15 protein-coding genes are annotated in these 13,563 nt (G+C 69.4%); 4 read left to right on the plus strand and 11 right to left on the minus strand.

Annotated elements, in window-relative coordinates; genetic code table 11:
* Nucleotides 1-28: 28 nt before the first annotated feature.
* Genes GH747_RS12750 through GH747_RS12760 form a run of 3 tightly spaced genes read right to left on the minus strand, consistent with a single transcriptional unit; the run spans nt 29 to nt 3,362 of the window.
* Nucleotides 29-1,084: a tartrate dehydrogenase gene (locus GH747_RS12750; RefSeq protein WP_149769940.1), complete on the minus strand. Its 1,056-nt coding sequence runs from the start codon at nt 1,082-1,084 to the stop codon at nt 29-31.
* Nucleotides 1,081-2,079 carry a phosphoglycerate dehydrogenase gene (locus GH747_RS12755; RefSeq protein WP_149769941.1) on the minus strand — a complete coding sequence of 333 codons (999 nt, stop codon included), beginning with the start codon at nt 2,077-2,079 and terminating at the stop codon, nt 1,081-1,083. The genes GH747_RS12750 and GH747_RS12755 overlap by 4 nt, the downstream gene beginning before the upstream one ends.
* The gene (locus GH747_RS12760) at nt 2,076-3,362 is read right to left on the minus strand and encodes an MFS transporter (RefSeq protein ID WP_149769942.1); all 1,287 of its coding nucleotides are present in this window, start codon (nt 3,360-3,362) and stop codon (nt 2,076-2,078) included. The genes GH747_RS12755 and GH747_RS12760 overlap by 4 nt, the downstream gene beginning before the upstream one ends.
* A gap of 127 nt (nt 3,363-3,489) precedes the next feature.
* Between GH747_RS12760 and GH747_RS12765 the strand changes: the two genes are divergently transcribed.
* Complete coding sequence (locus GH747_RS12765; protein ID WP_149769943.1) at nt 3,490-4,206, plus strand: GntR family transcriptional regulator; 717 nt, start codon at nt 3,490-3,492, stop codon at nt 4,204-4,206.
* 23 nt (nt 4,207-4,229) lie between these two features.
* Here the strand turns inward: GH747_RS12765 and GH747_RS12770 are convergent, their stop codons facing one another.
* Nucleotides 4,230-4,685, minus strand: coding sequence for a MarR family winged helix-turn-helix transcriptional regulator (locus tag GH747_RS12770; RefSeq protein WP_149769944.1), 456 nt, complete (start codon nt 4,683-4,685; stop codon nt 4,230-4,232).
* 76 nt (nt 4,686-4,761) lie between these two features.
* On the opposite strand from GH747_RS12770, the gene GH747_RS12775 reads away from it, so the two are divergent.
* Nucleotides 4,762-6,888, plus strand: a complete 2,127-nt coding sequence (locus GH747_RS12775) for an MMPL family transporter (protein ID WP_149769945.1) — start codon at nt 4,762-4,764, stop codon at nt 6,886-6,888.
* Here the strand turns inward: GH747_RS12775 and GH747_RS12780 are convergent.
* Nucleotides 6,863-7,567 (minus strand): alpha/beta fold hydrolase, encoded by a 705-nt coding sequence (locus tag GH747_RS12780; RefSeq protein ID WP_149769946.1) that lies wholly within the window; start codon nt 7,565-7,567, stop codon nt 6,863-6,865. The two genes, GH747_RS12775 and GH747_RS12780, sit on opposite strands and share 26 nt — an antisense overlap.
* 151 nt (nt 7,568-7,718) lie before the next feature.
* On the opposite strand from GH747_RS12780, the gene GH747_RS12785 reads away from it, so the two are divergent.
* Nucleotides 7,719-8,609, plus strand: a complete 891-nt coding sequence (locus tag GH747_RS12785; protein ID WP_163695568.1) for a phosphotransferase family protein — start codon at nt 7,719-7,721, stop codon at nt 8,607-8,609.
* A gap of 31 nt (nt 8,610-8,640) precedes the next feature.
* On the opposite strand, the gene GH747_RS12790 is transcribed toward GH747_RS12785, so the two are convergent.
* The 5 genes from GH747_RS12790 to GH747_RS12810 all read right to left on the minus strand — a co-directional run bounded on the left by GH747_RS12790 (nt 8,641) and on the right by GH747_RS12810 (nt 12,093).
* Nucleotides 8,641-9,204 (minus strand): dihydrofolate reductase family protein, encoded by a 564-nt coding sequence (locus GH747_RS12790; RefSeq protein WP_149769948.1) that lies wholly within the window; start codon nt 9,202-9,204, stop codon nt 8,641-8,643.
* Nucleotides 9,192-9,698 (minus strand): SRPBCC family protein, encoded by a 507-nt coding sequence (locus GH747_RS12795; protein ID WP_149769949.1) that lies wholly within the window; start codon nt 9,696-9,698, stop codon nt 9,192-9,194. The genes GH747_RS12790 and GH747_RS12795 overlap by 13 nt, the downstream gene beginning before the upstream one ends.
* Nucleotides 9,695-10,078: an ArsR/SmtB family transcription factor gene (locus tag GH747_RS12800; protein WP_149769950.1), complete on the minus strand. Its 384-nt coding sequence runs from the start codon at nt 10,076-10,078 to the stop codon at nt 9,695-9,697. Before GH747_RS12800 ends, GH747_RS12795 begins: the two co-directional genes overlap by 4 nt.
* A 109-nt stretch (nt 10,079-10,187) precedes the next feature.
* The gene (locus tag GH747_RS12805) at nt 10,188-10,946 is read right to left on the minus strand and encodes an SDR family NAD(P)-dependent oxidoreductase (protein ID WP_149769951.1); all 759 of its coding nucleotides are present in this window, start codon (nt 10,944-10,946) and stop codon (nt 10,188-10,190) included.
* Nucleotides 10,947-10,953: 7 nt separating this feature from the next.
* Nucleotides 10,954-12,093, minus strand: coding sequence for an acyl-CoA dehydrogenase family protein (locus GH747_RS12810; RefSeq protein WP_149769952.1), 1,140 nt, complete (start codon nt 12,091-12,093; stop codon nt 10,954-10,956).
* A gap of 55 nt (nt 12,094-12,148) precedes the next feature.
* On the opposite strand from GH747_RS12810, the gene GH747_RS12815 reads away from it, so the two are divergent.
* A complete protein-coding gene (locus GH747_RS12815) occupies nt 12,149-12,742 on the plus strand; it encodes a TetR/AcrR family transcriptional regulator (RefSeq protein ID WP_149769953.1) in 594 nt (197 codons plus the stop codon).
* On the opposite strand, the gene GH747_RS12820 is transcribed toward GH747_RS12815, so the two are convergent.
* Nucleotides 12,734-13,333, minus strand: coding sequence for a TetR/AcrR family transcriptional regulator (locus GH747_RS12820; RefSeq protein ID WP_149769954.1), 600 nt, complete (start codon nt 13,331-13,333; stop codon nt 12,734-12,736). The genes GH747_RS12815 and GH747_RS12820 overlap by 9 nt on opposite strands.
* Between the last annotated feature and the right edge of the window lie 230 nt (nt 13,334-13,563).

Raw genomic sequence — 13,563 nt, forward strand, 5'->3', positions numbered from 1 at the left:
GTGGCTGGTCGTGGTGTGCGAGAGGGAGTCACAGCGAGATCGCCTCCTGCACGGCGGCGGCGAGCTCGCGGGTCGTCGCGGTCCCGCCGAGGTCGGGCGTACGGACGTCGCCGTCGGCGAGGGTCGCCCGGATCGCGGCGAGGAGCGCGTCGCCGGAGCGCTTCTCGCCGAGGTGGTCGAGCATCATCGACGCCGACCACAGTGCACCGATCGGGTTCGCGATGCCCTTGCCGGCGATGTCCGGTGCCGAACCGTGCACCGGCTCGAACATCGACGGGAAGTCTCGCTCGGGGTCGAGGTTGGCCGACGGGGCGATGCCGATGCTCCCGGCGACCGCTGCGGCGAGGTCGCTCAGGATGTCGCCGAACAGGTTGGACCCGACGATCACGTCGAACGACGACGGGTCCAGCACGAGCTTGGCCGCGAGCGCGTCGATGTGCTCCTGCCGCCACGACACCGATGGCTGGCGCTCGGCGCGCTCACGGACGATCTCGTCCCAGAACGGCATGGTGTGGACGATGCCGTTGGACTTCGTCGCCGAGGTGACATGTCCGCGACGGGTCGTGGCGAGGTCGAAGGCGTAGTCCACGATGCGCGTGACCCCGGCCCGCGTGAACACCGCCTCCTGCACCGCCATCTCCTGCGCGGTGCCGGTGCTGAACCGGCCGCCGATCTCGGAGTACTCGCCTTCGACGTTCTCGCGGACCACCACGAAATCCACCTCTCCGGGATCGCGCAACGGCCCCGGCAGGCCAGGCATCACGCTGATCGGGCGGAGGTTGACGTACTGCTGGAACCGGCGGCGGATCGGGATGAGCAGCCCCCACAGCGACACGTGGTCGGGGACGCCCGGCCACCCGACCGCGCCGAGCAGGATCGCGTCGTGGTCGCGGATCTGGTCGAGTCCGTCCGGCGGCATCATCGCGCCGGTCTCCTGGTAGCGCGCGCACGACCAGTCGAAGTGGTCGAACGCGATCTCGAAGCCGGCACGGTCGGCGAGGTGCTCGAGCAGGTCGACGGTCGGGGCCGTCACCTCCACCCCGATGCCGTCACCGGGGATCACGGCGATGCGGTAGCGGCTCATGCGGACACTCCTCGGACGTCGGTGATCGGGCGAGCGTCGATCAGGTGGGCGTTGACGCAGTGCCGGGCTTCGCCGGCGAGCGCCGCCACGAGCTCCTCCGCGCCACGGAGACCGGCGGCCGCACGCGCCTCTGCCGTCTGGCCAGCCATGTGGGACGTGATGACGATCCCGTCGATCCCCCGCAGCACGCTGTCGGTGGGCAGGGGTTCGACGGCGACGACGTCGAGGGCGGCGCCGGCGATCACCCCGTCCCGTACGGCGTCGGCGAGGGCGTGCTCGTCCACGATCCCGCCGCGAGCGGTGTTGACGAGGATCGCGGTCGGCTTCATCCGCGCGAACGCAGCCGCGTCCATCAGGTGGCGGGTGCTGTCGTCGAGCGAGGTGTGGAGCGAGACGTAGTCCGAGCGGGCGAGGAGCTCGTCGAGGGGGACGACGGTGGCCGCCACGTCCGCCCGATCGTCGGCCGGCACCCGAGTCGTACAGAGCACCTCCATCCCGAACGCCCGGGCGAGCGGGACGACCGCGCGGGCCGATGCGCCGAGCCCGACCAGCCCGAGCGTCGCCCCACGGATCTCGTGACCGTCACCTCGCGGCCAACGTCCTCCGGCGACGCCCGCGCTGAGGTGCACGATCCGCCGCGCGGCCGACAGGATCAGGCCCAGCGTGAACTCGGCGACGGCGTTGGCGTTGATCCCTGGCAGGTTGCTGACGGTGATCCCGTGCCTGGCCGCGGCGACGACGTCGACGGAGTCGTATCCGACCCCGGTCCTGACGACCGCGCGCAGCCGGCGGGCAGACGCCAGCACCTCGGCCGTCATGGGCTCGTTCGCGACGAGCGCGGCGTCGACGTCGGCGAGCAGCGCCACGAGCTCCGCCGGGTCGCGCCGTCCCCGCATCGGGGCGTGCACCGTCTCGCACCCCGCGTCGCGCAGGTAGCGGTCCACCACGTCGTCCGGCTCGAGGTAGTCGGTGGTGATCAGGACGCGGGGGCTCACAACGCCACCCCGTCGGTACGGCGGCCCTGGAGCGTGCTGACTCGGCTCACCACGACGATCGCCAGACCGGCGAGGATCGCGATGTCGAAGAGCATGAACGACCAGCTGGAGAGGTCGATCGCTCCACCGACGATCGCGGGGCCGATGAAGCCGCCGCTGGCCCAGCCCACGGTGTACAGACCGGCGTACGTCCCGAGGACCCGCGCCGACGGAGCGAGGTTCCACAGGACGACGACGGCGTTGATCATGAAGCCGGCCGCGCCTGCGGCACCGATGCAGAACGCGACCACCGTCGCCGTCGGCGTCTGGACGAGCCCGCCGAACACCATCGCCGCGGCGAACACCGACATGCCGCCGATCATCACGGTGATCCGGCCGACCTTCTCGGCGAGCAGCGCTGCCGGGTACGCCGCCACGATGTACGCGACGCCGGCGGGGAGGGTGAGCCCGCCGGCGTCGCCGCGTGACAGGTCGAGCACCTCCTGGCCGTACGGGGTGAGGAGCGCGCGCGACGCCGCCCACGCGGCACCGAAGAGGAAGATCGAGACCACGAGCAGCAGCCGGCTGCGGTCGACGTCGCGGACGATGTCGAGGATCACGTCACGGACGCGGATCCGCGGGGCCTTCCCGTCCTCGCCGGCCGCATCCTCCTGGAGAGCGGCCTGGTATCCCGCGGACCGGCTGTCGCGAACCCTCCACGCGAGCACCGCGATCGAGATCAGCATCAGCGCCGCAGGGATCGCGAACGCCGCCTTCGGGTGCTCGTCGACCACGAAGATGCTGATGAGTGCGGCCACGATGACGGTCAGCGCGGAGGCGATCTTCACCGCCGCGTTGGCGCGGCTGCGTCGCTCCGGGGCGATGAAGTCCGGCAGGAGCGACTCAGCGATCGGCTTGAACGAGTTGGCGACCAGCGCGTAGGCGAAGATCACCGCGAGAAGGGTCGGCAGCGAGGCGGCGGAGTGCGGGATGACCACGAAGAGGAGCGCGGCGAGCGGCATGCCGACGACCAGGTACGGCATGCGCCTGCCCCACGTCGTACGGGTGTTGTCCGACCGGTTGCCCATCCAGGGCTGGATGAAGATCCCGAACAGGTTGTCCATGCCCATGCACAGGCCGACGATCGCGGCACTCGCGATGTGCTCGCGCAGCAGCGGCGGCACCTGGCTGTCGTAGAAGTTCCACGTCGACTCTTGCGCGAACACCGCGAGCGCGACGAAGAAGGTGATGCGTCGTTCCGTCGAACGCTGGGACCTGGGTGTCTGTGACGCCGTTGTCGACATGCGGTTGCTCCTCACCGAAACAGTAGATGGACGGCCCATACGTGGCTCGCGTCACACTATTTTGCTATAGCAAGACTGTCAATAGTGGCAAACGGTGATGCGATGGCGTAGCCGCTAGGCTGGGCCCGTGCCCTCCGAGCTCTCGACCCACCTGGCATCCGAAACGCTGGCCGACCGCGCCTACCGCTCCATCCGGGCGGCGGTGACGACGGGCGAGCTCCGACCGGGTCAGAAGGTCACCGAGCGCGGGCTCGCCGAACGACTGTCCGTGAGCCCGACCCCGATCCGCGAGGCGATCCGCCGCCTCGAGCAGGACGGGCTCCTCGAGCGGACCGGCCCACGGACGGTCGAGGTCGCGCAGATCGGCGACGGTGCGATCTCAGACCTCGCCGAGGTCGAGGTGGCGCTGCGGGGGATGGTCGCGCGATTCGCCGCGCGACACGCGACCCGTGCCCATCTCGACGCGCTCGACAGCATCCTCGACGAGGCGGACGACCTGCTGATCCTTCTCGTGCAGCGGCACAGCAACGGCGAGCCGCTCGAGCGCTACGTCGACCAGCTCCTGGATGCCATGCAACGGTTCAACGACGCCCTGGACGCCTGCGCAGGCAACCCCGTGCTGGTGCGGCTCCTCGACCAGGCGCGCGTCTTCTCCCGCCCCGAACGCCGCGCCCGCATCGTGGAGGCGATCGACCACGACCCCGAGTTCGGGCGCGACCGCTACGACAGCCACCGCGCGCTGGTCACCGCGCTGCGAGCCGGCGACGGCGCCGAGGCCGAGCGGCTCATGACCGAGGACGCACGCGGCGGCCTCGCCGATCTCCTGGCCGACGAGCACCGCTGACCCGTCGCTGGACGAACCCCGACTCAGCTCGGCGATGCCCCGCCCGGGGCGACCACCTGCTCGAAGGCGTCGATGGCTCTCAGGAGATAACGCTCCACGGCAGCAGACTCCGCCGCCGTGAAGTCGGCGTCGAGGTCGCGCAGAGCGATCAACATCGGTTGAAGATGCTCGACCAGCGAGCGACGGCCCGACCGGGTGAGGTGGATCGCGGTACGGCGCCGGTCCTCCGGGTCAGGCGTGCGTTCGATGTATCCCCGCGCAACCAGCCGGTCGACGAGACCGGTGACGGCGGCGGTGCTCACCGCGAGGGCTCGTGAGAGCTCGGCCGGACCGGCCACCCGATCAGCGAGGAACTGCAGCGCACTGAGCTCGAGCTGGCTCAACCGAGCCTGTTGGCCCACCAGGCTCCGCACCTGCCAGGCCTTCTCCACCGCGAGGCTCAGCAGCTGCGGATTCTTGTGCTCTTCCGGGGCTGCCAATTTGTCTCACTTCCTTAACATCTAAGATGCTTAGACTAATCGATGCTGCCGACGCTCGAACTCAACGGAGGCGATCATGCCCGGTGCTGACCAGCACCCCCTGCAACACGCCCACGCTCTCGTCCGCCTCATCATCTCGAAGCGGACCGCTTGGATCTTCGCGCTCGTTCCCCTGCTGCTCGGCGGCATCCTGCTCGGCGTGGTCGGGGAGGTGGAGCGCCAGGCGCAGCCGCAGGACAACCTGCCGGACGGCTCTCAGAGCGCGCGCGCGGCGCAGCTCCTCCAGGACCTGCCGGAGAAGCAGGGAAGCTCCGCGATCGTCGCCGTCACCAGTGACGACCGGCTCGACCAGGCGTTTCTGGGCGATCTCGCTCCCCAGCTGGCGGAGCTCGGCGCCGTACCCGCGGGCGCGACCGGACCGCTGACCCTCAGCGAGGACGGCACCGCGGCGATCGCCGTCGTGCCGATCCCGGACCGGACGGTCACGGACCCCGACGTCGTCGTCGACGATCTCCGTGAGTCCTTGGCCGACGTCGCTCCGGAGGGCATCGACGTCCAGGTGACAGGCCCCGCCGCGGTCCAGGCCGACATCTCCAAGGTGTTCGAGGGCGCAGACATGCGCCTGCTCCTGGTGACCATGGCCGTCGTCGCGATCCTCCTGGTCGTCACCTACCGCAGCCCGATCCTGTGGATCATCCCCCTGCTCGTCGTCGGAGTCGCCGACCGCATCGCTGCCGTCGGCGCGACCCACCTCCTCGACAGGGCCGGACTGCCCTGGGACGGCACGACACAAGGCATCCTGTCCGTGCTCGTCTTCGGCGCCGGGACCAACTACGCCCTGCTGCTGATCTCGCGCTACCGCGACGAGCTCCGCATCCATCGCGACCGCCGCGACGCGATGGCCCGCGCCCTTCCGCGGACCGCCGAGGCGGTTCTCGCGAGCGCCACCACCGTCGTCGTCGGCCTGCTGACGCTGCTCCTCTCCGTGACACCGTCCACCCGCGGACTGGGTCTGTCCTGCGCAGCGGGCATCGTCGTCGCCGCGTTCTTCGCTCTCGTGGTCCTCCCCGCGGTCCTGGTCAGCTTCGACCGGTGGATCTTCTGGCCGAAGCGACCGAAGGTGGGCGAGACGCAGCTCGTCGACGCTCCGACCGTCTGGCGCCGCATCGGCACGGTCGTGAGCAAGCGACCGACGGCGATCGCACTCGCGACGGTCATCGGGCTGGGAGTTCTCGCTACCGGTGCGCTCAGCGCGAGCACCGGCCTGGACAAGACCGAGCTCTTCATCGACGAACCCGAGGCGATCTCCGCGGCGAACCGGCTGAGCGAGTCTTTCCCGGCCGGCCTCACCAGTCCGACGACGATCGTGACCCGGGCCGACGCGCAGCAGGTCACGGAGGCTGCCGAGGACGTCGACACGGTGGTCTCGGCCCGCCCGAGCGAAGCCGTACGCGGGGTCAGCCGGATCGATGTCGTCTTCGACGCCGAGCCGGGCAGCGAGGAGAGCGAGGACGCCACACGGTCCCTGCGGGATGCGCTCTGCGAGTACGACGCGACCTACGTCGTCGGCGATGCCGCCGAGGCGATCGACCAGGCCGACGGCGCTCAACGCGACCGGGTGCTCATCATGCCGCTGATCCTCGGGCTGGTCTGCATCGCGCTGATCGTGCTGCTGCGGTCGGTGGTCGCGAGCGTGATCCTCGCGCTCGCCGTGGTGATGACGTACGCCGCGAGCCTCGGCGCCTCGTGGCTGGTGTTCAGCACGGTCTTCGACTTCCCCGCCATCGACAACACCGTGGCCCTCTTCGCGTTCCTGTTCCTCGTCGCCCTCGGCGTGGACTACAGCATCTTCCTGGTCACCAGGGCGTGGGAGGAGACCACCAGCGTCGGGTCCCGGCAGGGGATGCTCCGGGCGCTCGCCGCCACCGGCGGTGTCATCACCAGCGCGGGCATCCTGCTCGCAGCGGTCTTCGCGGCACTCGGCGTGCTCCCGCTCGTCGTCCTCGCCCAGCTGGGGACGGTCATCTGCATCGGGGTCCTGCTCGACACCTTCGTCGTACGAACCCTGCTCGTGCCATCCATGGCTCAGATCCTGGGCGACAGGTTCTGGTGGCCGCGACGCATTCCCGAGCCGCACCAGCCCGCCGCACCCAGCGAGTCGTACGCCGTGAGCGCTCCTACCGGCCCGCGGCCTGGTCGATGACGTCGGCGAGCTCGGCCGGCTTGGACCACATCGGCCAGTGCCCGGTGGGCAGGTCGACGTAGGTCAGATCGGTGTGGTCCAGCAGTCCTGCCAGGAAGCCCGCGCCCTGCTCGGCGTAGGAGCGGTAGTCCGTCGACGGGAACGCGGTGCACACCACGGTGCCGGGTACGGCGAGCCGGGCGGGGTCGGACAGGTGCACCGCGCCGCTGACGGTGCGCCCCGGCTGGGGTACGGCGCGGCTACGGAAGGTCTGCAGCTGCTCCTCGCTGAGGTCGCGCATGCTCCCGTCAGCCATCTCGCTCTCCCACGCCTCGGACAGCGGGAACTCAGCGGCTTCCATCGCGGGGTCCATGGCGTAGCCGTCGCGGACCGGTGCGGTGTCGACGAACACGACGTGGTCGATGAGATCGGGGTGACGGTCGAGCACCATCGTGCCTGGAAGCGCCGCCCCGCTGTGGACGACGAGCACCCTCCGCTCAGCGCTGTGGTCGAGCGCGGCGGCGATGCTCCCCGCCTGGTCGTCCAGGGTGACTCCGCCGCGGTCAGGGTTGTCCGGCTCGAGCCCCGGCAGGGTCACGGGCGTGACGGCGTACCCGCGATCGGCCAGCAGCGGAGCAACACCGTCCCAGGCCCAAGCGCCGAGCCAGAATCCGGGGACGAGAACGATCTGAGTGGCCATGCGCACGATCATGCCAAGCCCGTCGCCTGGGTGCAGGAAGGCTCCGCGCCGACGACGATCTGCTCGGAGAGCAACTGAGTCGCCAGACGGCGTACGAGGTGTCGCCTGGGGACGACAGCTCTCCGATGCCGCGGCATCTACTGTCGGAAGCGTGTCCGTCTCGGTCGAAGCCCAGGAAGCGCTGCTCCGTGACGCCCTCGGAGTGGGTGACGTACGTCTTCACGGGCGCGGCGGCGAGTCCCGCACGTTCCGGCTCGCGGCCAGCGATCAGCTCGTCACCGTTGGTCTCGACTGGCCAGCCCGGGTCCGCAGCGAAGCCGACCTCGAGGACGAGGCATCGTTGCTGCGGCACGTGGCCGAGCGGGTCACGGTCCCCGTTCCCGAGGTGGTCACGGTGACGCTCGGGGCTCGCGTCCTGATCGTGCGAGAGCTTCCGGGACGACGGTTGATCGATCTCCCGCGTCGGAGCGACGCGATCACGGCGGAGGCGGCCGACGTGATGGCGCGTACGCTCGCGGAGCTCCACAAGTCACCACTCGATCAGCTCGCGGACGTCGCGCCGCTGGACGCGACACCACCTTCGGCATGGAGGGAGGAGGCCGCAGAGAACTTCAGCGCAGTCAAGCACCTGCTGGACACCGGCCAGCGCACAGACGTCGCGGAGTTCCTCGCTCGGCCAGCTCCCGCACCGACGACCCAGCACAGGTTCACGCACAACGATCTCGGCATCGAGCATGTCCTCGTCGATCCAGTGCGGGCGACCGTCACGGGGGTCATCGACTGGTCGGACGCGGCGATCACGGACCCGGCGGCTGACGTGGGGCGACTGCTGCGCGACCTCGGACCGACCACCCTGGCGCGGGCGATGAGAACGTATGCCGAGCACGGTGGCGAGCCTGATTCGGTAGGCCCGCGCGCGAGGTTCTACGCGGTCTGCGGACTGCTCGAGGATCTCGCCTTCGGAGTGGCCACCTCTCGACCCGAGTACGTCGACAAGAGCCTGGCCTCCTGGAGCACTGTCCTCCCGGCGCGAGCCACCTAGGGGTGAGGCTCGCCCGTCGTCGTCAGCCGGGTCAGGCTCCCACAGTCCGGTAGCGGAGCCGGACGACACCGTTACCGAACAGCCGCTCGTCGATGAGTTCGAGGTCGGCGCGCATCCCTGTCGGCAGCCCCGGCTTCCCGCCGCCGACCACGACAGGCAAGACGTATATCTGGACGACGTCGACCAGCCCGGCCTTGAACGCCTGATCGGCGAGATTCGCTCCCCCGAGCAGGAAGTCGCGCGAGTCGGCGTCCTTGAGCTCCCGCACCGCGGCGGGGTCGAAGTCGCGTTCGATCCGGGTGTTGGCGGTGGACGCCGCGGCCAGGCTTCTGGAGTAGACGACCTTGCTCGGCGCCTGCCAAGCCGCAGCGAATTCGGCGAACGGAGTGGATTGTGCAGCGAGGTCGGTGTTGGTCTCCCAGACGGCCATCGCCTCGTACAGACGCCGCCCGTACAGGAGCGTGCCGACGGACCGCACAAGGTCCGTATGGTCCGCGAACACCTCGTCGTCGACGGGGAAGAAGTCGAACGCGCCGTCCGCATCCTCGATGTAGCCGTCGAGGCTCACGTTCGTCGCGTAGATCAGTGTGGCCATGGGATGCCTCCTCGGCGATCGGCAGCGTGTGCCTGGGCGGTGATCAGAGCGGCGTCGAGCTTGGTGAACGCCTCGTGCCACCCCTGCTCGCTGGGGCCGGTGAGGTGATCGGGAAGCCACTGGTGGATCTCCAAGCGGGTGCGCCCGTCAGGCTCGTCGTGGAACTCGATCCGGAACCTCGTCGCGAACGGCTCGAAGCCGCCCTGGAGCTGCCCGCTCACGTGCATCACGCCTTCGAGCAGCTCGTCGATGGTGACGTCGGTCAGGTCGATGTGGACGTGCGACCGGACGTCGGATCCGGCGGCCCCGACCTCGGTCCACCGTTGAAAGCCACCGGGCCGCACGTCGAAGTCGATCTCGTCGCGCGGCAGCGAGTTCCCGATCGGCCCCCACCACGTGGCCAGCTGGTCGGGGTCGGTGAAGGCCCGGTAGACAAGCTGTCGTGGCGCCTCGAACACGCGACTGATGAAGATCTGCGAAGACTCGGTGCTCACTGCTGCTCCTCGTCGGGGTGCCCGGCGGGGCCTGCCCGGTGCGATGCGTCGTCGGCGGCCTGAACTGCGGCGAGGTGGGCGTCGAGGCGGTCCAGGGACGCGTCCCAGAACCGCCGGTAGCGCTCGATCCAGTCGGCTGCGTCGCGCATCGAGGCGGCCTCGAGCCGACACACGCGCCACTTGCCGGCCCGCGAGCGCGAGATCAGCGACGCATGCTCGAGCACCTTCAGGTGCCTGGAGACCGCGGGCATCGAGATGGGCAGCGGCGCGGTGAGCTCGGAGACCGTGGCGTCACGCTCCGTCAGCTCGGCCAGAATCGCCCGTCGCGTGGGATCTGCCAGCGCTGAGAACACGGCGCTGAGCTGGTCGGTGTCTGCCACCTGACGCCCCCTTCACTTAACGATGTCGTTAAATGTAATGGCGGGCTGAGGCGCGGTCAACCCGGCGATCGGCACCGAGCTTCACGTCACGCCGGGTGCCGAGCGCGGGTCAGCGCGGTGCCATGCGGAGGGCGCCGTCCATCCGGATGACCTCGCCGTTGAGGTAGTCGTGGTCCACGATCATCGTGACGAGGTCGGCGAACTCCGAGGGCCGGGCGAGGCGCTGGGGGAACGGGACGCCGGCGGCGAGGCCGGCGCGGAACTCGTCGGAGACGGTCGCCAGCATCGGGGTGTCGACGATGCCGGGGGCGACGGTGCAGACGCGGATGCCGAACTGTGCGAGGTCGCGCGCGGCGGGGAGGGTGAGCCCGACGATCCCGCCCTTCGACGCGGCGTACGCGGCCTGGCCGACCTGGCCGTCGTAAGCGGCGATCGAGGCGGTGTTGACGATGACGCCGCGCTGCCCGTCGGCATCTGCCTCGGTCGCAGCGATCGCCTCGGCGGCAACGGTCATCACGTTGAACGAGCCCACGAGGTTGACCTGGACGACCTTCGCGAAGAGGTCGAGGTCGTGCGGTCCGCGCTTGGACAGGATGCGCGCCGACGGGCCGATGCCCGCACAGGACACGACCGTGCGCAGCGGCACCCCGCCGGAGGCGGCCGCGGTCACCGCGTTGCGGACCGAGTCGCCGTCGGTCACGTCGGTCTCGATGTAGGTGACGCCAGCGACGTCGGCGGCTTTGTCGATGGCTGGGGCCAGGTCGAGCGCGTACACGCTCGCGCCGCGGGCGGCCAGCGCGGCGGCGGTCGCGGCGCCGAGGCCGGAGGCGCCTCCGGTGACGATCGCGGCGGTGTTGGCGAGGTCCATGGTGCTCCTATCGGGCGAGTCCGCGGCTGATGACGAGCCGCTGGATCTGGTTGGTCCCCTCGAAGATCTGCATGACCTTCACCTCGCGCATGTAGCGCTCGACGGGGAAGTCCTTGGTGTAGCCGGCGCCGCCGAGGACCTGCACGGCGTCGGTGGTCACGCGCATGGCGTTGTCGGTCGCGACCAGCTTGGCGATGGACGCCTGCCGGCTGAACGGGCGGCCGGCATCTTTGAGCCGCGCGGCAGCCAGATAGGTCGCGCGTGCCGACTCGACCGCGGCCGCCATGTCGGCGAGCACGAACGCGAGGCCCTGGTGCTCGATGATCGGCTTGCCGAACGACTCGCGCTCACGGGCGTAGGCGACGGCAACGTCGAGCGCCCCTTGGGCGACGCCGGTGGCCACCGCGGCAATGCCGAGGCGGCCGGAGTCGAGCCCGGCCAGTGCGATCGACAGGCCTTGGCCCTCCTCGCCGAGCCGACGCTCGGCGGGCACCCGGACACCGTCGAACAGCATCGTCGCCGTCGTGGACCCCATCAGGCCCATCTTGTCCTCCGGGTTGTCCGCGACGAGCCCGGGCGTGTCGGCGGGCACGAGGAAGCACGAGATCCCCCGGCTTCCTTCGGACGTCCGTGCCATCACCTTGTAGAAGTCGGCCTCACCACCGTGGGTGGTCCAGGCCTTGGCACCGTCGATGACGTACTCGTCACCGACGCGCACGGCGCGGGTCCGCATCGCGGCCGGGTCGGAACCGGCGTGCGCCTCGGACAGGCAGTACGCGCCGAGGAGCTCACCGCCGAGCATGTCGGGCAGCCACCGCTGCTTCTGCTCGTCGGTGCCCGCGGTGAACAGCCCGAAGCACGACAACGCGTGCACACTCGTGCCGACGCCGACCGACGCCCACGCGGACGCGATCTCCTCCACGACCTGCAGATACACCTCGTACGGCTGCCCGCCACCGCCGTACTCCTCCGGATACGGCAGCCCCAGCAGGCCAGCGCGACCCAAGGTCCGGAACACCTCGCGCGGGAACGACGCCGCACGCTCGGCCGCATCGACCCGAGGCCGCAGCTCACGGTCGACGATGTCACGGGTCAGCGCGATCAGATCGATGGACTCCTCGGTCGGCATCAGCCGTTCGGCAGGCATAGGACCTCTCGCGGTGCTGGTGTACTGAAATGAATACCTTGGTACAGTCTAGAGTATGGCTCGAGACGCTGTCACCCGCAGTCGACGCCGCGAGGCCGTTCTGGACGGTCTCGTGGATCTGTACCTCGCTGAGGGATTCCTCGGGTTCGGCATCGCGGATCTTGCCAGCCGTCTCCGGTGCTCGAAGTCGACGCTGTACGAGATCGCGCCGAGCAAGGAGCAGCTGATCACTGCCGCCGTTCGAGCGTTCTTCAAGCGCGCCACGGCGCGCGTCGAGGCCGAGGTCGCACGGGAGTCCGATCCGGTCGCCCGGATCGGCACGTACCTCGACGCCATCGCGCGAGAGCTGGCGCCGGCCACGGAAGAGTTCTTCGTCAACCTCCAGCAGTTCGCGCCGGCACGCGATCTCTACTCGGAGAACACTGCGATCGCCGCTCGGCGCGTCCAAGGTCTCGTCCGAGAGGCCACCGGGCCCAGCGCCCCGGTCAACGCCGCCTTCATCGGAATGGTGACCGCACAGGTCATGGAAAGCATCCAGCGCGGCGAGATGGAAGCCATGACTGCGCTTGACGATGCGACCGCGTACCACCTTCTTGCCGACCTGATCGTCAAGGGCATCGGCGCCCCGACCACCAGCACCTCACGCTGACCCGAACCCAGAGCGCAGCACGCCAGACATCACGAACGTCGACAGCCCGTCGACCACCTCCGCCGTCGCCTCTGGCGAGCGATGCCGGAACCACTCCGGGACATAGGCAAGGACGCCGATGATCGAGTACTGGATCATCGCGACGTCCATCCCGCGCAGCTCTCCTGCGGCAGACCCGTCGGTCAGCAGACCCTCGGTGATACGGCGGTAGGTGTCGATCCGCTGACGCAGGTCCTTGACCTGCTCGGCAGGGAGATTCTTCTCGATCCAGGGAATCTCGTGAAAGAAGACGGCCACCTCGTCAGAGACGCCCGCCACGCGCTCCACCTGCAGCCGAACCAGTTCGCGCAAGCGCTCGGACGGTTGAGCATCCGACGGAACCTTGTCAGCGAGTGCGATCGTCTCGTCGATCTGATCGGACAGCAGCTCGAAGAGGATCGCGCTCTTGGAGGGGTAGTAGTGGTAGAGCGTGCCCTTGTTCAGCCCCACGGTGTCGGCGATGAGGTCCATCGTGGCCGAGCTGTATCCGTACTCGCGAAAGACCCGTGCAGCGGTCGCGCGCACGTCGTCACGCCGGGAGATCTTGGGCATGTGCTTACACCTGGCCGTCTCGTGACGGGCAAATCGACCACGCCACCTCGATGAACCCAACCGACTGTTCGGCTGGTAGAAATACCCTACCAAGTCTTGAGACCAGGGCGGGGAGAGTGAAGCGTGATGAACGACCCATCGACGGGCCGGACCCCAGCGGACCGGTCACGCACAGACACGCGCGGCCTCGAACTGTCGAGACGACGGCCCTAGACCGGCGATACGATCGC

Origin of the sequence: Mumia xiangluensis (assembly GCF_010994095.1) — a bacterium.
Taxonomy (GTDB): Bacteria; Actinomycetota; Actinomycetes; order Propionibacteriales; family Nocardioidaceae; genus Mumia; species Mumia xiangluensis.